Raw genomic sequence first — 15,004 nt, 5'->3', positions numbered from 1 at the left:
CGAACGCCCTAGCCGATCTTCACCGGGTTCACCAGGTCGGCCACCATCACCAGCAGGGTGAAACCGATGAAGATGCTGGCCACGACGTAGGCGACCGGCATCAGCTTGGCGACGTCGAACGGGCCCGGATCGGGCCGCCGGAACAGCTGTGCGAACCGGCGGCGGACCGACTCCCAGACCGCGCCCGCGATGTGGCCGCCGTCCAGCGGCAGCAGCGGCAGCATGTTGAACAGGAAGAGCGACAGGTTGATGCCGGCCAGCAGGTTCACGAAGATCGCGATCCGCTGGGTGGCCGACTCGTGCAGGGAGAACACCTCGCCGCTGACCCGGGCGGCGCCGACCATGCCGATCGGCGAGTCCGGGTCGCGCGGGGCGTCGCCGACGACGGCGTTCCACAGCCCGGGGATCTTGCCGGGCAGGGCGGCCAGCGACCTCACCCCGTTCTCGGCCATGTCGTACATCCGGTTGACCGACTGCCCGAGGCCGAGCTGGACCGTTTCGCTCTTCGGGGTGAACCCGAGGAACCCGGCCTGGACGGTCTGGCCCTTCACCGGCACGCCGTTGCCGTCGTACTTCTGCACGTCGTTGACGGCGATGGTGGGCGTGAAGGTGAGCTGCCGCCCGCCGCGCTCCACGACGATCGACACCTGCTTGCCCGCCGACTTCCGGATGTCCGCCTGGAGCTGGTCGTAGTCGCGGATCCGGTCGCCGTCGAAGGAGAGCACCTTGTCCCCCTGGCGCAGGCCCACCTCGTTGGCCGGGGTCTTGGGCGCGTCGGCGGGGCAGGTGTCGGTGGGCTGACCGGCCTTGACCACGCACTGGGCGACCGAGCCGATGGTCGGCACCGCCATGGTGACGCCGAAGCCCATCATGACCGTCAGGAACAGCCCGAACGCCAGGACCAGGTTCATGAACGGCCCGGCGAACATGACGATGACCCGCTTCCAGGGCTTGCGGGTGTAGAACAGCCGGCTCTCGTCGCCCTCCTGGAGCTCCTCGTAGGACGCCTCACGGGCGTCCTCGATCATGGACCGCCAGGGCGAGCTGCTGCGCTTGGTGATCCGGCCGTCCTCGCCCGGCGGGAACATCCCGATCATCCGGATGTACCCGCCGAAGGGGATCGCCTTGATCCCGTACTCGGTCTCGCCCTTCCGGCGCGACCAGATGGTCGGGCCGAAGCCGACCATGTACTGGGGCACCCGGATGCCGAAGAGCTTGGCCGTGGAGAGGTGGCCGAGCTCGTGCCAGGCGATCGAGACGAGCAATCCGACCACGAAGACCAGGATGCCGACCACCGTCAAAACCGTTGCCACCGCTGGTCCTCCGTCATGCCGCTCCGCTCATCGTCTGGTCGTACCGCGATCCGTGCCGTGCCGCGGGCCCGGCCGTGCCGGGCACCGCCGCCGGAGTGGGGCCCGTCAGCCCGCCGCCAGCTCGCGGGCCCGGGCACGTGCCCAGTCCTCCGCGTGCAGGACGTCCTCGACGGTCAGGGAAGTTCCCGCCGCCGGGGTCCCGTGCTCGGCCACGACCTTGGCAACAGTGTCCACGATCCCGGTGAAGGCGAGGCGGCCCTTCAGGAAGGCCTCCACGCACTCCTCGTTCGCCGCATTGAACACCGCCGGCGCCGTTCCGCCCAGGGTGCCCACCTCACGGGCCAGCTCGACGGCCGGGAAGGCCTCGTCGTCCAGCGGGAAGAACTCCCAGGTCGCGGCCTTGGTCCAGTCACAGGCGGGCGCCGCGTCCGGCACCCGGTCCGGCCAGCCCAGGCCCAGCGCGATCGGCATCCGCATGTCCGGCGGGCTCGCCTGCGCCAGCGTCGAACCGTCGGTGAACTCCACCATCGAGTGCACCACCGACTGCGGATGGACCACGACCTCGATCCGGTCGAACGGCACGTCGTACAGCAGGTGCGCCTCGATCACCTCCAGGCCCTTGTTCACCAGGGTGGCCGAGTTGATCGTGACGACCGGGCCCATCGCCCAGGTCGGGTGCGCCAGCGCCTCCTGCGGGGTCACCCCGGCCAACTGCTCCCTGGTCCGGGTGCGGAACGGGCCGCCGCTCGCCGTCACGACCAGCTTGCGGACCTCGGCCCGGGTGCCGCCCGCCAGCGCCTGGAACAGCGCCGCGTGCTCGGAGTCCACCGGCACGATCTGGCCCGGCTTCGCCACCGCCTTCACCAGCGGACCGCCGACGATCAGCGACTCCTTGTTGGCCAGCACCAGCACCCGGCCCGCCCGCAGCGCGGCCAGCGTCGGCCGCAGGCCGATCGAACCGGTGATGCCGTTCAGCACCGAGTGGCACTCCAGCGCGGCCAGCTCGGTCGCCGCGTCCGGACCCACCAGCACGGCCGGCAGCGGACGGCCCGCCGCCTTCGCCGCCAGCGCCTCGCGCAGCGCCGGCTCCGCCGCCGGATCGGCCACCGCCACGGTGTGCACGCCCAGCCGCAGCGCCTGCTCGGCCAGCAGCTCCACCCGGCCGCCGGCCGCCGACAGCGCGACCACCCGGAACCGCTCCGGGTTGCGGAGCACGACGTCGATGGCCTGGGTGCCGATCGACCCGGTGGAACCGAGGATCACCAGCTCCCGGGGGCCGGAGGGGTCCGCCACGGTGGGCGTGAAACGCAGCTGCGGGTGGGCGAGCGAAGTCATGCGCCCATTGTGTCCTGTCCGAGACCTTTCCCAGGACGCCCCGGCACTCCCGGGCTACCGTCGGACCCATGCGTACCGTCATCGCCGGGGGCCACGGACAGATCGCGCTCGCGCTCGAACGGCTGCTCGCCGACCGCGGCGACCGCCCCGCCGGGATCATCCGCCGCCCCGAACAGGCGCCGGACCTCGTCGCGGCCGGCGCCGAGCCGCTGCTGCTCGACCTGGAGTCCGCCACCGCCCCGCAGCTCGCCGCCCTGCTCGCCGACACCGACGCGGTGGTCTTCGCCGCCGGCGCCGGCCCCGGCAGCGGCGCCGCCCGCAAGAACACCGTCGACCGCGACGCCGCCGTCCTGCTCGCCGACGCCGCCGAACTCGCCGGCGTCCGGCGCTACCTCATGGTCTCCTCGATGGGCGCCGACGCGGCCGCCCGCCACCCCGCCGACGAGGTCTTCGAGACCTACCTGCGGGCCAAGGGCGCCGCCGACGACGCCGTGCGCGCCCGCACCTCGCTGGACTGGACGGTGCTGCGCCCCGGGCGGCTCACCGACGGCCCCGGCACCGGCCTGGTCCGCCTCGCCCCCGCCGTCGGCCGCGGCGCCATCGACCGGGCCGATGTGGCCACCGTCCTGGCCGCCCTGCTGCACGAACCCGGCACCGCCGGGCAGACCCTGGAACTGGTCGCCGGGAACGCCACCGTCGCCGAGGCGGTCGCCGCCGCGGCCGGACACGGCGCCTGAACGCGGGGGGGGGGGGGGGGGGGGGGGGGGGGGGGGGGGGGGGGGGGGGGGGGGGGGGGGGGAGGGGGGGGGGGGGCGGGGGCACCCACCCTCTCGCCTCCCCCCCCCCCCCCCCCCCCCCCCCCCCCCCCACCCCCCCCCCCCCCCCCCCCCCCCCCCCCCCCCCCCCCCCCCCCCCCGGCGAGCGGTCCCTCAGAGGTCGAGGCCGGTCAGCACCATGACCTTCTCGACGGTGTAGTCCTCCATCGCGTACTTGACGCCCTCACGGCCGACACCGGAGTCCTTGACGCCGCCGTACGGCATCTGGTCGGCCCGGTAGGACGGCGCGTCGCCGATGATCACACCGCCGACCTCCAGCTCCCGGTGCGCCCGGAAGGCGGTCTGCAGGTCGTGGGTGAACACGCCCGCCTGCAGGCCGAACGGCGAGTCGTTGACCGCCGCGAAGGCCTCCTCGACGCCCTCCACCCGGTGCAGCGACAGCACCGGGCCGAACACCTCGGCCTTGGCCAGGATCGCGTCGGCGGGCAGCTCGGCCAGCACGGTCGGGGCGTAGGTCGCGCCCTCGCGGGTCCCGCCGGCGAGCAGCTTGGCACCCTTGGCGACCGCGTCGTCCACCCAGGACTCCACCCGCTTCGCGGCGTTCTCGTCGACCAGCGGGCCGACGTCCGTCGCATCGTCGTTCGGGTCACCGGTGACCTGCGCCGCGACCTTCGCCACGACCTTCTCCACCAGCGCGTCGTAGACCGACGCGTCGGCGATCACCCGCTGCACCGAGATGCAGGACTGGCCGCCCTGGTAGTTCGCGAACATCGCGATCCGGGTCGCCGCCCAGTCCAGGTCCGCCTCCGAGGACCAGTCCGCCAGCACCACGGCCGCGGCGTTGCCGCCCAGCTCCAGGGTGGTGTGCTTGCGCGGCACCGAGTCCATGATCTGGTAGCCGACCTTGTCCGAACCGGTGAAGGAGATCACCGGCACGCGCGGGTCCTGCACCAGGGCCGGCATCCGCTCGTTCGGCACCGGCAGGACCGACCAGGAGCCGGCCGGCAGGTCCGTCTCGGCCAGGATCTCGCCCAGCACCATCGCCGACAGCGGCGTCGCCGGGGCCGGCTTGAGGATGATCGGGGCGCCGACCGCGATCGCCGGGGCGACCTTGTGGGCGACCAGGTTCAGCGGGAAGTTGAACGGGGCGATCCCCAGCACCACACCGCGCGGGAAGCGGCGCACCACCGCGAAGCGGCCCACGCCGCCCGGGTCGGTGTCCAGCCGCATCGTCTCGCCGTTGGTGCGGCGCGCCTCCTCGGCGGCCCAGCGGAAGACCGACACCGCGCGGCCGACCTCGCCGCGGGCCCACTTGACCGGCTTGCCGTTCTCGGCCGTGATCAGCTGGGCGAGCTCCTCGGTGCGCTCCGCCAGCCGCTTGGCCACGTGGTCCAGGGCGGCGGCCCGCTGGTGCGCCGGGGTCGCGGCGAACACCGGCAGCGCGGCCACGGCGGCGTCCAGCGCCTCCTCGACCTGGGCCTCGGTCGGCACGCTGACCCGGCCGACCAGACGGCCGTCCCAGCTGTTGTGCACCTCGAAATCGGCGTCACCGCTCGCCCGGCGGCCGGCGAGCCAGAAATCGTACGTGGTGGTCACCGTGGTACCGGCCCTCTCCTCGTCGTCGTACGGCCCACGGGCGTGGGACCCGAACCCGAGGGTAGGTGCGCGGACCGGCCGACCGGATTGGCCGACTAGGAGCGTTCCGCCCCGGAGCCACTCCACCGCGTCCAGCCGGGGCCGCTACTCCTCACCCCCGCTACTCCTCGCCGGAGCGCAGCGCCAGCCACAGCTCCATCCGCACGTCCGTGTCGTCCAGCGAACGGCCCAGCAGCTCCTCCACCCGACGCATCCGGTAGCGCAGCGTGTGCCGGTGCACCCCCAGGTCCGCCGCGGCGGCGTCCCACTGCCCGTGCCGCGACAGCCACGCCCGCAGCGAGGCCACCAAGTCCCCGCGGGCCGTCCGGTCGTGCTCGCGCAGCGGCCGCAGCAGCCCCTCCGCGAACGCCGTCACCGCGTCCTCACCGAGCAGCGGCAGCAGCGACCCGGCGCCGACCTCCTCGTGGTCCACCGACCGGCGACCACCGCGCAGGGCCACCGCCAACGCCCGCTCCGCCTGCGCGTGCGCCGTCCCCGCCTCCTCCAACGCGGCCGGCGCCGAGACGCCCAGCGACAGGCCCTCGTGCTCCTCCACCGCCCCCAGGCAGGCCCGGTGCACCGCGCCGTTGTCCAGCGCCAGCACCATCAGCCGCGGCCCGTGCGCACCGTCCTCCCGCGCCACCAGCAGCTTCTCGCCCACCCGGGCACCCGCCTGCTCGGCCCGGTCCCCCAGCTCCACCAAGGCCTCCGCGGCCTCCGCGTTCGGCCCCGCCCCGGCCACCAGAACCCTTATCGTCCCCTCCGGCAGACCGCCGAACAGCCCCACCGCCACCTGCCGGGCCGTCGCCACCTCACCCGCCAGCACCATCCGCAGCAGCGCCGCGCCCATCCGCTCCTCGGCCTGCCGCAGCTCGCGCGAACGCTCCAGGGTGAGCGTCAACAGCGCCACCGCCGCGTTCAGCACGTACCGCTCGGTCGGCGTGATCCGGTCCTCGGTCCCGACCGCCAGGAAGCCCCGGGCCCGCCGGTCCGCGCCCAGTGACTGGACCACCACGTAGTCCTCGTCCGCCGTGTCTATCCCGGGCGACCGCCCCTGCAGCGCGGCACTCGACGGCGCCGGCCGCCGGCGCAGCCGGTCCACCTCCGCCGCCAGCCGCCCCGCCCGGCGCGCCGCCCAGTCCGGCGCCACCACCGACAGCGCGCCCGACCCGTCGTACAGCGCCGCCCAGCCCCCCAGCCGGGCCGCCAGCCGGCGCACCACGGCCGTCGTGCCGTCCTTGCCCAGCGCCGCCCGGGTCAGCTCCTCCTGCGCCTCAAAGCTCGTCGTCACCGCCTCGTACTGCTCCGCGGCCAGCGCCGCCGACACCACCTTGCTGATCGCGATGAACGGCGTCGGCTCCGGCACCCGCAGCAACGGCAGACCCCGCTGCTGCGCCGCGTCCACCAGCGGCTGCGGCACCTCGGTGTGCGACAGGCCCACCCCCAGGCCCAGCCCGACCACCCCGGCATCGGCCAGCCGGTGCACGTACGCCTGCAACTGCGCCGCCGTGCGGCCCAGCTTGATACCGGTGGTGAGCAGCAGCTCGCCACCCTCCAGGAACGGCGTCGGGTCGTCCAGCTCGCTGGTGTGCACCCAGCGGACCGGCCGCTCCAGGTGGTCCGCACCGGCGAGCACCGTCAGGTGGAGCGAACTGTTGCGGACGACGGAGGCGAGTGTGGGGGGCATGGCACCTTCGGAGGGTCGACCTGACCGCGCCGTTGCGGCCGGGCGAGGAAAGGGCAGTGGGAGCAGTGGGGAGCAGGGGGACTGGTGAGGGTCTCTTCCCCTTCATTATGGACGCCCCGGACAACCGGCACTGCCGAATCCACCTCGAAGGCGACTTCCCCGGGCCCGGCCGCGGACCCGGCTCAGCCGCGCAGGTCCACCAGCAACGGCGGCACCTGCTCCCCCGACACCGCCGTCAACGACACCACCGCGTGCCCGGCCGGCAACGCGTGCGCCAGATCCGACGGCGACCACCTGAGCCGCTCCACGTCCCGCGTCGTCACCGACTCCGTCTGCGCCGTCGTCCCCGACAACGCCTTCCGCCCGAGCCGCCCGGCCCGACGCACGACCCCACCGGAGGTGTCGGGGGTGTGGGTCACCGCGGTCTCCTGCACCAGGTGCGTCCCCCAGGCCTCCGAGAACAGCCGCCCGTCCCAGGGCGCGATCCCGGGGAAGGCCACCCGGCAGCCCACCGCGCCGAACAGCGGCGCCCGCAGCGCCTCCGGCAGGTCCACCAGGGTGCGCAGCAGCAGCACCGCACCCGCGTTCGCACCGCGCATCCGCTGCAGACCGCGGACGGTGCCGGCATCCAGCGCCGCCGAGGCGTCGTCCACCACCAGTCCGGCGAACAGCGAACGGTCCTCCCGCGCACCGGCCGCCTGGACGAACTGCCCCACCACCAGCCGGGACAGCATCCGGGCCGCCTCCGGGTGACTGCGCTCGGGCAGCTTCACCCGCACCCGCAGCGGGTGGTCCAGCACCCGCATCGCGAACGGGGGCCGGCCCGTCCCGTCGGTCGCGAAGGCCCCTTCGAAGGCGGGCCGCTCCAGCAGCCCCAGCCGGTCCGCCAGCAGCGCCCCCGGGTCGTCCGCCCGGTCCCGCTGGCGCTCCCGGTACTCCAGGTCCCGCTCGTACGCGGCCAGCCGACCCGCCGTGCCGAGCGCCTTCACCAGCGCCGCCAGCGCGTCCGGCTCGCCGCCCAGCAGCGCCCGCAGCTCGCGGACCCCCGGGTAGCGGCGGTACGCGGCGTGGAACGGGCCCACCACCTGCTGCAGCGCCACCCGGGCGTTCTCCGCGCGGGCGGTCAGCTCGTCCGGCAGCAGGGCGTCGGCCAGCCGGGCCGCGGCCTCGTCCGGGTCCCGCGCCGCGCCGTACAGGTCCAGCCCGTACACCGAGGCCGGGTCACCGGGCGCGATCACCACGTCGTACCAGGAGTCCGGGCCCAGGTCGGCCTCCGCCGCCCCGACCACCACCGCGCACGCGGTACCGGCCAGCGCCTGCAGGCACAGCGCCTCGGCCACCGGCCGGGCCAGCCGTGCCGTCTTCCCCGTCCCGGCCGGGCCGACCGCCAGCAGCGAGGTGCCCAGCACCGCCGGGTCCAGGGCGAAGTCCGCCGCCCGGTGGCTCAGCGGGTTCTTCGGCACGTCCTGCGCCACGCCGAGGCAGACCTGGCCCAGCAGCAGGTCGTGCCGCCGCGCCCGGCCGGGCAGCTCGCGCGCCTCGGACGGGTGGGCGAAGGCCGCCGCGCCGCGTGCGGCCACCTGCTCGGTGAACACGGGAACGAACGCCGGGTCCGCCTGCGCGGACTCCCAGGCGCGCTGGATCCGCACGTAGTCGACGTCGCCGACCGCCTCGGCCTCCAGCCGGGCCGCCGCCTCGAACGCCCCGCCCCGCCGCAGCCCGTCCCACGGGTCCCGCCCCCGGACCGCCTCCGCCGCCACCGCCCCGTCCTCCTCGGCGGGCTCCGCGTGCGTCACCGTCCGCGACAGCAGCGGGGCGACGTAGCGGCGCCAGACCTCGGGCCAGCGGCCCATCCGGCCGAAGACCTTGATCACCACGCCGAGCACCAGGACGTTGGCCACCAACAGTGTGAACATGGCCTCCGCCTCGGAGGGCGAGGCGAGCGGCCCGATGCCCGCCTGCCCACCGAACCAGACCAGCACGTACATGAAGAGTTGAGTGCCGTACAAGTACGCGAACCACCCCACCACCGCGTTGAGCGCCGCCCGCAGCAGCAGCGGCCAGGTGGGGACGCGGGCGGCCTCCGCGCGTTCCGGGTCGATGCGGCGGTAGCCGAGGCGGTAGACGCCGGGTTCGGCCTCGGGGCGCGGGGCGGTGGCCCAGGCAGCGAGGTCGAAGGCCCCGCCCGGGGCGGTGGCCGGGCGTTGGTGGGGGACGGGGGTCGGGGGTCTGGTGGTGGTGTAGTCGACCTGGTGGTGTGACCCGTCCTGTGCCATGTACGGCCCCGCTCCCTCGCCCGCCCGGCCCGACCGCCGTCGGTGCCGCCATACCCATGCCGCCGTACCGGCGACACGCCCGCGCTCAGGGTAGTGGAGCAGGGCCTGCGGGTAGTCGTGGCGCCCGGGCTGGCCGTGCCGGACAAGTCGGACGGCGCAGTGCTACCGAGTGGCGCATGCCTGGTCGGGGAGGGCGGCCGTAGCCTGCGAAGCACCGAGCCGAGAAGTCTGGAGATACCCCATGAGCGCCGTAACGCCGCTCCCGCAGGAGCGCCGCCTGGTCACCGCGATCCCGGGTCCGAAGTCGCAGGAGCTGCAGGCCCGCAAGCTGGGTGCGGTGGCGGCCGGTGTCGGCACCACCCTGCCGGTGTACGTCACCCGTGCCAACGGCGGCGTGCTGGAGGACGTGGACGGCAACTCGCTGATCGACTTCGGTTCCGGCATCGCCGTGACCAACGTCGGCAACAGCGCCGAGGCCGTGGTGGCCCGGGCGAGCGAGCAGCTGGCCGCCTTCACCCACACCTGTTTCATGGTGACCCCGTACGAGGGTTACGTGGCCGTCGCCGAGCAGCTGAACGAGCTGACCCCGGGTGACCACGAGAAGCGCACGGCGCTGTTCAACTCGGGCGCCGAGGCGGTCGAGAACGCGGTGAAGATCGCCCGCGCGTACACCAAGCGCACCGCCGTCGTGGTGTTCGACCACGGCTACCACGGCCGCACCAACCTGACCATGGGCCTGACGGCGAAGAACATGCCGTACAAGCAGGGCTTCGGTCCGTTCGCCCCGGAGATCCACCGGGTGCCGGTGGCCTACCCGTACCGCTGGCTGACGGGCGCGGAGAACTGCGCCGCCGAGGCCGCCGCGCAGGCGATCGACATGATCAACAAGCAGATCGGCGCGGAGAACGTCGCCGCGATCATCATCGAGCCGATCCAGGGCGAGGGCGGCTTCATCGAGCCGGCCAAGGGCTTCCTGCCGGCGATCGTGGAGTTCGCGAAGGCGAACGGCATCGTGTTCGTCGCCGACGAGATCCAGACCGGTTTCTGCCGCACCGGCCAGTGGTTCGCGTGCGAGGACGAGGGCATCGTCCCGGACCTGATCACCACCGCCAAGGGCATCGCCGGCGGTCTGCCGCTGGCCGCGGTGACGGGTCGCGCCGAGATCATGGACGCCGCGCACGCGGGCGGCCTGGGCGGCACCTACGGCGGCAACCCGGTGGCCTGTGCCGCCGCGCTGGGCTCGATCGAGACCATGAAGGAGCAGGACCTCGTCGGCAAGGCGCAGCGCATCGGCGAGGTCATGCTGGGCCGTCTGCGGGCCATGCAGGAGAAGTTCGACGTCATCGGCGAGGTCCGCGGCCGCGGCGCGATGATCGCCGTCGAGCTGGTGAAGCCGGGCACCAAGGAGGCGAACGCGGAGGTCACCGCGGCCATCGCCAAGGCCTGCCACGCCGAGGGCCTGGTGGTGCTGACCGCCGGCACCTACGGCAACGTGCTGCGCTTCCTGCCGCCGCTGGTCATGCCGGAGCACCTGCTGAACGAGGGCCTGGACATCCTGGAGGCGGCGTTCGCCGCCGTCTGAGCGGTGCCGCCCGTCAGGTCGTGAGACCCCCCGCCGGAGGGTTGTCCGGACAGCGCTGAACGGCCCGTGGGGACCTCTGGTCCTCGCGGGCCGTTCGGTTTTCCGTCCGGTTCCCGGCCGCTCGTCCGGGCAGCCTCCGGGCGGTTTTCGCACGCCGCCCGGGTGGTCGGGCATGATCGGGGGGACCGTCCGGGGAGCGTCCGGGGCGGGGTGAAGATGATGTGCGGAATCGCTGAAGGCGCTCGGCCGGGAAGGGCGGTTGACGTAGTGTCATCACCGATGGACAGCGAGCCCCAGCCGTTGGCGGGGCCGTCCGCGGGGCCTCCCGGAGGGGCCGGTCCGCGCGGGCCTCGCAAGGACAACCAGTCCGCCCCGGGAGGGGTGGCGCACACCGAAGGCCGATCGACCGACCGTCCGACCCACACCCCCCGGGGCGCACGGAACGGCGATCATCAGAGCCGCCCCGGAGCTCTCCCCCCTGCTCCGGGGCGGCTGTCCGCCGTTCCGGGCCGGGTGGCCCGGGTGGCCCGGGTGGCCCGGTCGGTGGCGGTGCCGGTGGTCGCGGCGGTGGTGCTGCTGGTGGTGTCCTGGCAGGTGGCGGTGGACGGGCCGCTGCTGGGGGTGGACCGCTGGGTGCGCGCGGCCGTCCGGACGTCCCACCGCGATCATCCGAGCGCCCTGCTGAACGGCCTGGGCCACCTGCTGGCGGACCTGGGCGGCGGGGTGCCCGCCGTCCCGGTGCTGCTGGCGGCAGGGGGGCTGGCCGCCTGGTGGTGGCGTCGGACGGGGGCGGTGCGCTGGTGGCTGCCGCTGCCGGTGGCGGCGCTGACGGCGGTGCTGATCCCGCTGCTGGTGGTCCCGGCGAAGGCCGGGTTCGCCCGGCCGGGCCCGCTCGGGGACCCGCTGCTGCCGGGGCAGTGGGGCTGGTACCCGTCCGGGCACACCGCGACGGCGACCTTCTCGTACGGGGTGGCGGCGCTGCTGCTGGCCCGGGCGGCGGGGCGGCGGACGGCCCGGGGGCTGACCGCGGGGGCGGTGGTGCTGGCGCTCGGCGTGGGCGCGGGGCTGGTGTGGAGCGACTTCCACTGGCTGCTGGACGTGCTGGCCAGCTGGTGCCTGGCCGTCCTGGTGCTGTGGGCGCTCGACCGCCGGTTGCCGAGGCCGGACGCCTGAGGGCGTCGGGCCTGCGGGCTCCCGGGGGCGTCAGGCCTCGGGGGTGCCCTGCTCGGGGGCGTCCTCGGCGTCGTTGCGGTGGACGAGACCGGCCTCGCCGTTGTCGCGGTGCCACTCGACGACGAGTTCGTCGCGGGCGCCGAAGCGAACGAGGTGGCGGCCGACGACGTCCTCCAGGCCGGCCAGGTCCTGGCGCTCGCCCTCGACGGTGAGCAGCAGGGCGTCCGGCTGGGCCTCCATGGTGGCGGTGCCGGCCTTGAAGACCAGGGTGCCGTGACCGGTCTCCGGGGAGAAGGAGGTCTCGATCCGCTTGCTCATGTGGGCGGCGAGTTGCTTGGCGTAGCGGGCGGGGCGGTCGGTGGCGACGCGGGCGGTGGAAACGGGCACGGGCACTCCAAGATCGGGAAGGGGAAACTTAGGGTCCCCTCACTCGGAAGCACCGTAACGTAGATACTGAGCTAAGCTCAAGATATTTCTCCGAGCGCGTTCCACGGTCGGCCGCCCGCCCGGGACCGGCCGATACGCTTGGGCCGACCCCAGCCGAGGAGACCGCCGATGACCACCACGCCGACCGACGATCCGGCGGACCCCTCCCCCGGCCCCCGGCCCGGCGCCCCCGGCACCTCCGGCACCTCCGGCACCTCCGGTGTCCCCGCCGAACTGGCGGACGCGATGACCAGGGCGATCAAGCGGATCCGCCGGCAGACCGGCTGGCGGCTGGAGCCGTACGGCATCACCCCCGGCCAGGCCCGGGCACTGCGCACGCTCGCCCATGTGCCCGGCTGCGAGACGCCGGACCGGGCGATGCGGCTGAGCGACCTCGCCGACAAGCTGCACATCGCCCCGCGCTCGGCCACCACGGTGGTCGACGCGCTGGAGGAGGCCGGACTGGTCGAGCGCCGCCCCGACCCGGCCGACCGCCGGGCGGTCCGGATCCTGCTGACCGAGGAGGGGCGCGCGGCGGTGGAGCGGATCCTCCAGGTCCGGGACGAGGTCGCCCAGGACTACTTCGGCGAGGTCAGCCCCGCGGACGAGGAGGTGCTGCTGCGAGTCCTGCGGGCCGCCGAGGCGCGCTTCCTCGAAGCCGGGCCGCCACCGCGGACATCGCCCCCGGGCGCAGCGCGGTGATCCCGATCCCGGCGATCACCAGCAGGGCGGCCGCGGCGGCCGTCGGGGTGACCCGCTCGCCGAGCAGCAGCCAGGCCGAGGACATCCCGAACACCGGCACCAGCAGCGAGTAGGGCGCGACCGCGGTGGCGTCGTAGCTGCGCAGCAGGTAGCTCCAGGCGACGAAGCCGAACAGGGTGGAGACCAGCCCGACGTAGCCGATCACGCCGAGCCCGGCCGGGGTCATCGCGCGCAGCGCCCGCAGGTCCGCGTCCGGGCCCTCCACCAGCAGGGACAGGGCCAGCAGCGGCAGCGGCGGCACGGCGCTGACCCAAACCATCCAGCGCAGCGCGTCCGGCGGCGCGGCCCGGCGGGTCAACACGTTGGACAGGCCCCAGGCGACGGCGGCCAGCACGACCAGGACGAAGGCCCCGAACGGGCCGCCGAGGCCCTGGTCGGCGGCGCTCAGGGCGATGCCCGCGAAGGCCAGGCCCAGGCCGAGCAGCCGCCGCCGGCCGGCGCGCTCGCGCAGCAGGGCGGCGGCGAACAGCGCGGTGAACCCCGCCTGCCCCTGGAGCACCAGGGAGGAGAGGCCGGCCGGCATCCCGGCGTGCATGCCGAGGAAGAGCAGCCCGAACTTGACCACCCCGAGCACCACGCCGACCGCCAGCACCCAGCGCCAGGCCACCCTGGGCGGGCCGACGAAGAAGATCGCGGGCACCGCGACCACGGCGAACCGCAGGGCGCAGAAGAGCAGTGGCGGGAAACGGTCCAGGCCGATGTGGATGAGGACGAAGTTGAGGCCCCACACGGCGGCCACCAGGACGGCCAGGGCGATGTGACGGGGGCGCATGCTCCCGGCGGCCGACGCGGCGGGGATTGAGCCGGCTGACGCGGCGGGGATTGAGCCGGCCGAAGCGCCGGGGGTCGCGGCCGGTGGTGCGGCGGGTGTCGCGGTCATGGGTCGAGCATGGTGGCGCGGGAAGGTTTAGCACCAGCGATGAATACTGAACAGGATTCTTTAGGATCACTGCATGATGGATCTGGGGCGCCTGCGGGCGCTGCACGCGGTGTCGGTGCACGGCTCGGTCGGCGGGGCGGCGGCCGCGCTCGGCTTCACACCCTCGGCGGTCTCCCAGCAGATCGCCAAGCTGGAGCGGGAGACCCGGACGGTGCTGCTGGAGCGGCAGGGCCGGGGCGTGGTGCTGACCGACGCGGCACGGGAGCTGGCCGCCACCGCGCGGACCGTCCTGGGGCTGGTGGAACAGGCCGAGGTGCGGCTGGAGGAGCAGCGCGGCCGGGCGGTGGGACGGCTGCTGGTGGCCGCCTTCGCGACCGGGGCGCGCGGGCTGATGCCCGGGGTGCTGGCCGAACTGCGCCGGCGCTGCCCGGAGTTGGACGTACGGCTGCTGGAGAGCGACCCGTACCCGGCGGCGGAGCTGGTGGCGCGCGGGGAGGTGGACCTGGCGCTGGTGCAGGACTGGCCGACCGTGCCGCTGCCGGTGCAGGCGGGGCTCTCCCGGCTGGACCTCGGGACGGACCCGGTGGACCTGGTGCTGCCCGCCGGGGACGAGCTGGCCGGGCTGGACGCGGTGCCGGTGGAGCGGCTGTGCGGGCAGCGCTGGATCAGCGTGCCACCGGGCAACATCTGCCACGACTGGCTGGTCCGCACCCTGCGCGAGGCCGGGGAGGAGCCGGACGTGCAGTACCAGGTCGGCGACTTCGAGACCCAGATCGCGCTGGTCGCGGCGGGGCTGGGGATGGCCGTGGTGCCCCGGCTCGGCCGGGGCCCGCTGCCGGCCGGGGTGGCGGCCCGCCCGGTCGCCTCGCAGCCGAGCCGGCGGGTGTTCGCGCTCTGGCGCAGCCAGGCCTCCCGGCGGCCGGCCATCACCGAGGCGCTGGCGGCGATGCGGGACGGCTGGGGCGCCCTGCCGGGCTGAGGCGCGTCCCGCGGGCCGGGCCGGGTCCGGCCGGGCCGGGCGGGTCTGACGGGACGAGGCGAGGCCGGGGCGCCCGGGGCAGGCTCCTAGGGCGCGTCTTGTGGATCAGGTCGGACCAGACCGCGGCGTCAGGGTGCGTGCATCGCAAGGCGGAGGAGGGAGTCCATGCGGTGGGGGCAC

At 74.6% G+C, this 15,004-nt stretch carries 12 protein-coding genes; 5 read left to right on the top strand and 7 right to left on the bottom strand.

Annotated features, from left to right (window positions below; all coding sequences use genetic code 11):
* Positions 1–8: 8 nt before the first annotated feature.
* Entirely contained in the window at positions 9–1,313 is a 1,305-nt protein-coding gene (locus tag ACZ4W5_RS31325; RefSeq protein ID WP_402492023.1) for a M50 family metallopeptidase, read from the bottom strand.
* A gap of 105 nt (positions 1,314–1,418) precedes the next feature.
* On the bottom strand, positions 1,419–2,648 hold the full coding sequence (gene dxr, locus ACZ4W5_RS31320) for a 1-deoxy-D-xylulose-5-phosphate reductoisomerase (RefSeq protein WP_465658354.1): 1,230 nt from the start codon (positions 2,646–2,648) through the stop codon (positions 1,419–1,421).
* A 68-nt stretch (positions 2,649–2,716) separates the two neighbouring features.
* Between dxr and ACZ4W5_RS31315 the strand changes: the two genes are divergently transcribed.
* A complete protein-coding gene (locus ACZ4W5_RS31315) occupies positions 2,717–3,385 on the top strand; it encodes an NAD(P)-binding oxidoreductase (RefSeq protein WP_465658353.1) in 669 nt (222 codons plus the stop codon).
* A 192-nt stretch (positions 3,386–3,577) separates the two neighbouring features.
* On the opposite strand, the gene ACZ4W5_RS31310 is transcribed toward ACZ4W5_RS31315, so the two are convergent.
* The 3 genes from ACZ4W5_RS31310 to ACZ4W5_RS31300 form a co-directional block, all read right to left on the bottom strand.
* Complete coding sequence (locus tag ACZ4W5_RS31310; protein ID WP_360245267.1) at positions 3,578–5,020, bottom strand: aldehyde dehydrogenase family protein; 1,443 nt, start codon at positions 5,018–5,020, stop codon at positions 3,578–3,580.
* A gap of 160 nt (positions 5,021–5,180) precedes the next feature.
* Positions 5,181–6,746: a PucR family transcriptional regulator gene (locus ACZ4W5_RS31305; protein WP_360245270.1), complete on the bottom strand. Its 1,566-nt coding sequence runs from the start codon at positions 6,744–6,746 to the stop codon at positions 5,181–5,183.
* A 182-nt stretch (positions 6,747–6,928) separates the two neighbouring features.
* Complete coding sequence (locus ACZ4W5_RS31300; protein WP_465658350.1) at positions 6,929–9,022, bottom strand: type IV secretory system conjugative DNA transfer family protein; 2,094 nt, start codon at positions 9,020–9,022, stop codon at positions 6,929–6,931.
* Positions 9,023–9,263: 241 nt separating this feature from the next.
* Here ACZ4W5_RS31300 and gabT point away from each other — a divergent pair, with 241 nt between their 5' ends.
* Positions 9,264–10,604, top strand: a complete 1,341-nt coding sequence (gene gabT / locus ACZ4W5_RS31295) for a 4-aminobutyrate--2-oxoglutarate transaminase (protein ID WP_465658349.1) — start codon at positions 9,264–9,266, stop codon at positions 10,602–10,604.
* Between the two features lie 531 nt (positions 10,605–11,135).
* Positions 11,136–11,777 carry a phosphatase PAP2 family protein gene (locus ACZ4W5_RS31290; protein WP_465658348.1) on the top strand — a complete coding sequence of 214 codons (642 nt, stop codon included), beginning with the start codon at positions 11,136–11,138 and terminating at the stop codon, positions 11,775–11,777.
* Positions 11,778–11,807: 30 nt separating this feature from the next.
* Here the strand turns inward: ACZ4W5_RS31290 and ACZ4W5_RS31285 are convergent, their stop codons facing one another.
* Positions 11,808–12,164, bottom strand: coding sequence for a DUF2218 domain-containing protein (locus ACZ4W5_RS31285; RefSeq protein ID WP_360245282.1), 357 nt, complete (start codon positions 12,162–12,164; stop codon positions 11,808–11,810).
* A gap of 168 nt (positions 12,165–12,332) precedes the next feature.
* On the opposite strand from ACZ4W5_RS31285, the gene ACZ4W5_RS31280 reads away from it, so the two are divergent.
* Entirely contained in the window at positions 12,333–12,905 is a 573-nt protein-coding gene (locus ACZ4W5_RS31280; protein WP_465658345.1) for a MarR family winged helix-turn-helix transcriptional regulator, read from the top strand.
* Here ACZ4W5_RS31280 and ACZ4W5_RS31275 read toward each other — a convergent pair.
* The gene (locus ACZ4W5_RS31275; protein ID WP_465658343.1) at positions 12,796–13,737 is read right to left on the bottom strand and encodes an EamA family transporter; all 942 of its coding nucleotides are present in this window, start codon (positions 13,735–13,737) and stop codon (positions 12,796–12,798) included. The genes ACZ4W5_RS31280 and ACZ4W5_RS31275 overlap by 110 nt on opposite strands.
* A 181-nt stretch (positions 13,738–13,918) precedes the next feature.
* On the opposite strand from ACZ4W5_RS31275, the gene ACZ4W5_RS31270 reads away from it, so the two are divergent.
* Positions 13,919–14,824 (top strand): LysR family transcriptional regulator, encoded by a 906-nt coding sequence (locus ACZ4W5_RS31270; RefSeq protein ID WP_465658341.1) that lies wholly within the window; start codon positions 13,919–13,921, stop codon positions 14,822–14,824.
* Positions 14,825–15,004 lie beyond the last annotated feature (180 nt).

Source organism: Kitasatospora sp. NPDC029367, from assembly GCF_055569135.1.
Note: the sequence above shows the minus strand (reverse complement) of the source record. Positions and strands in the feature narration are given on the sequence as shown.

Excerpts from the sequence above, each read along its gene's own strand:
- dxr (WP_465658354.1), bottom strand. The coding sequence starts at position 2,648 with ATGACTTCGCTCGCCCACCCGCAGCTGCGTTTCACGCCCACCGTGGCG.
- ACZ4W5_RS31315 (WP_465658353.1), top strand. The coding sequence starts at position 2,717 with ATGCGTACCGTCATCGCCGGGGGCCACGGACAGATCGCGCTCGCGCTC.
- ACZ4W5_RS31305 (WP_360245270.1), bottom strand. The coding sequence starts at position 6,746 with ATGCCCCCCACACTCGCCTCCGTCGTCCGCAACAGTTCGCTCCACCTG.
- ACZ4W5_RS31300 (WP_465658350.1), bottom strand. The coding sequence starts at position 9,022 with ATGGCACAGGACGGGTCACACCACCAGGTCGACTACACCACCACCAGA.
- gabT (WP_465658349.1), top strand. The coding sequence starts at position 9,264 with ATGAGCGCCGTAACGCCGCTCCCGCAGGAGCGCCGCCTGGTCACCGCG.
- ACZ4W5_RS31280 (WP_465658345.1), top strand. The coding sequence starts at position 12,333 with ATGACCACCACGCCGACCGACGATCCGGCGGACCCCTCCCCCGGCCCC.
- ACZ4W5_RS31275 (WP_465658343.1), bottom strand. The coding sequence starts at position 13,737 with ATGCGCCCCCGTCACATCGCCCTGGCCGTCCTGGTGGCCGCCGTGTGG.
- ACZ4W5_RS31270 (WP_465658341.1), top strand. The coding sequence starts at position 13,919 with ATGATGGATCTGGGGCGCCTGCGGGCGCTGCACGCGGTGTCGGTGCAC.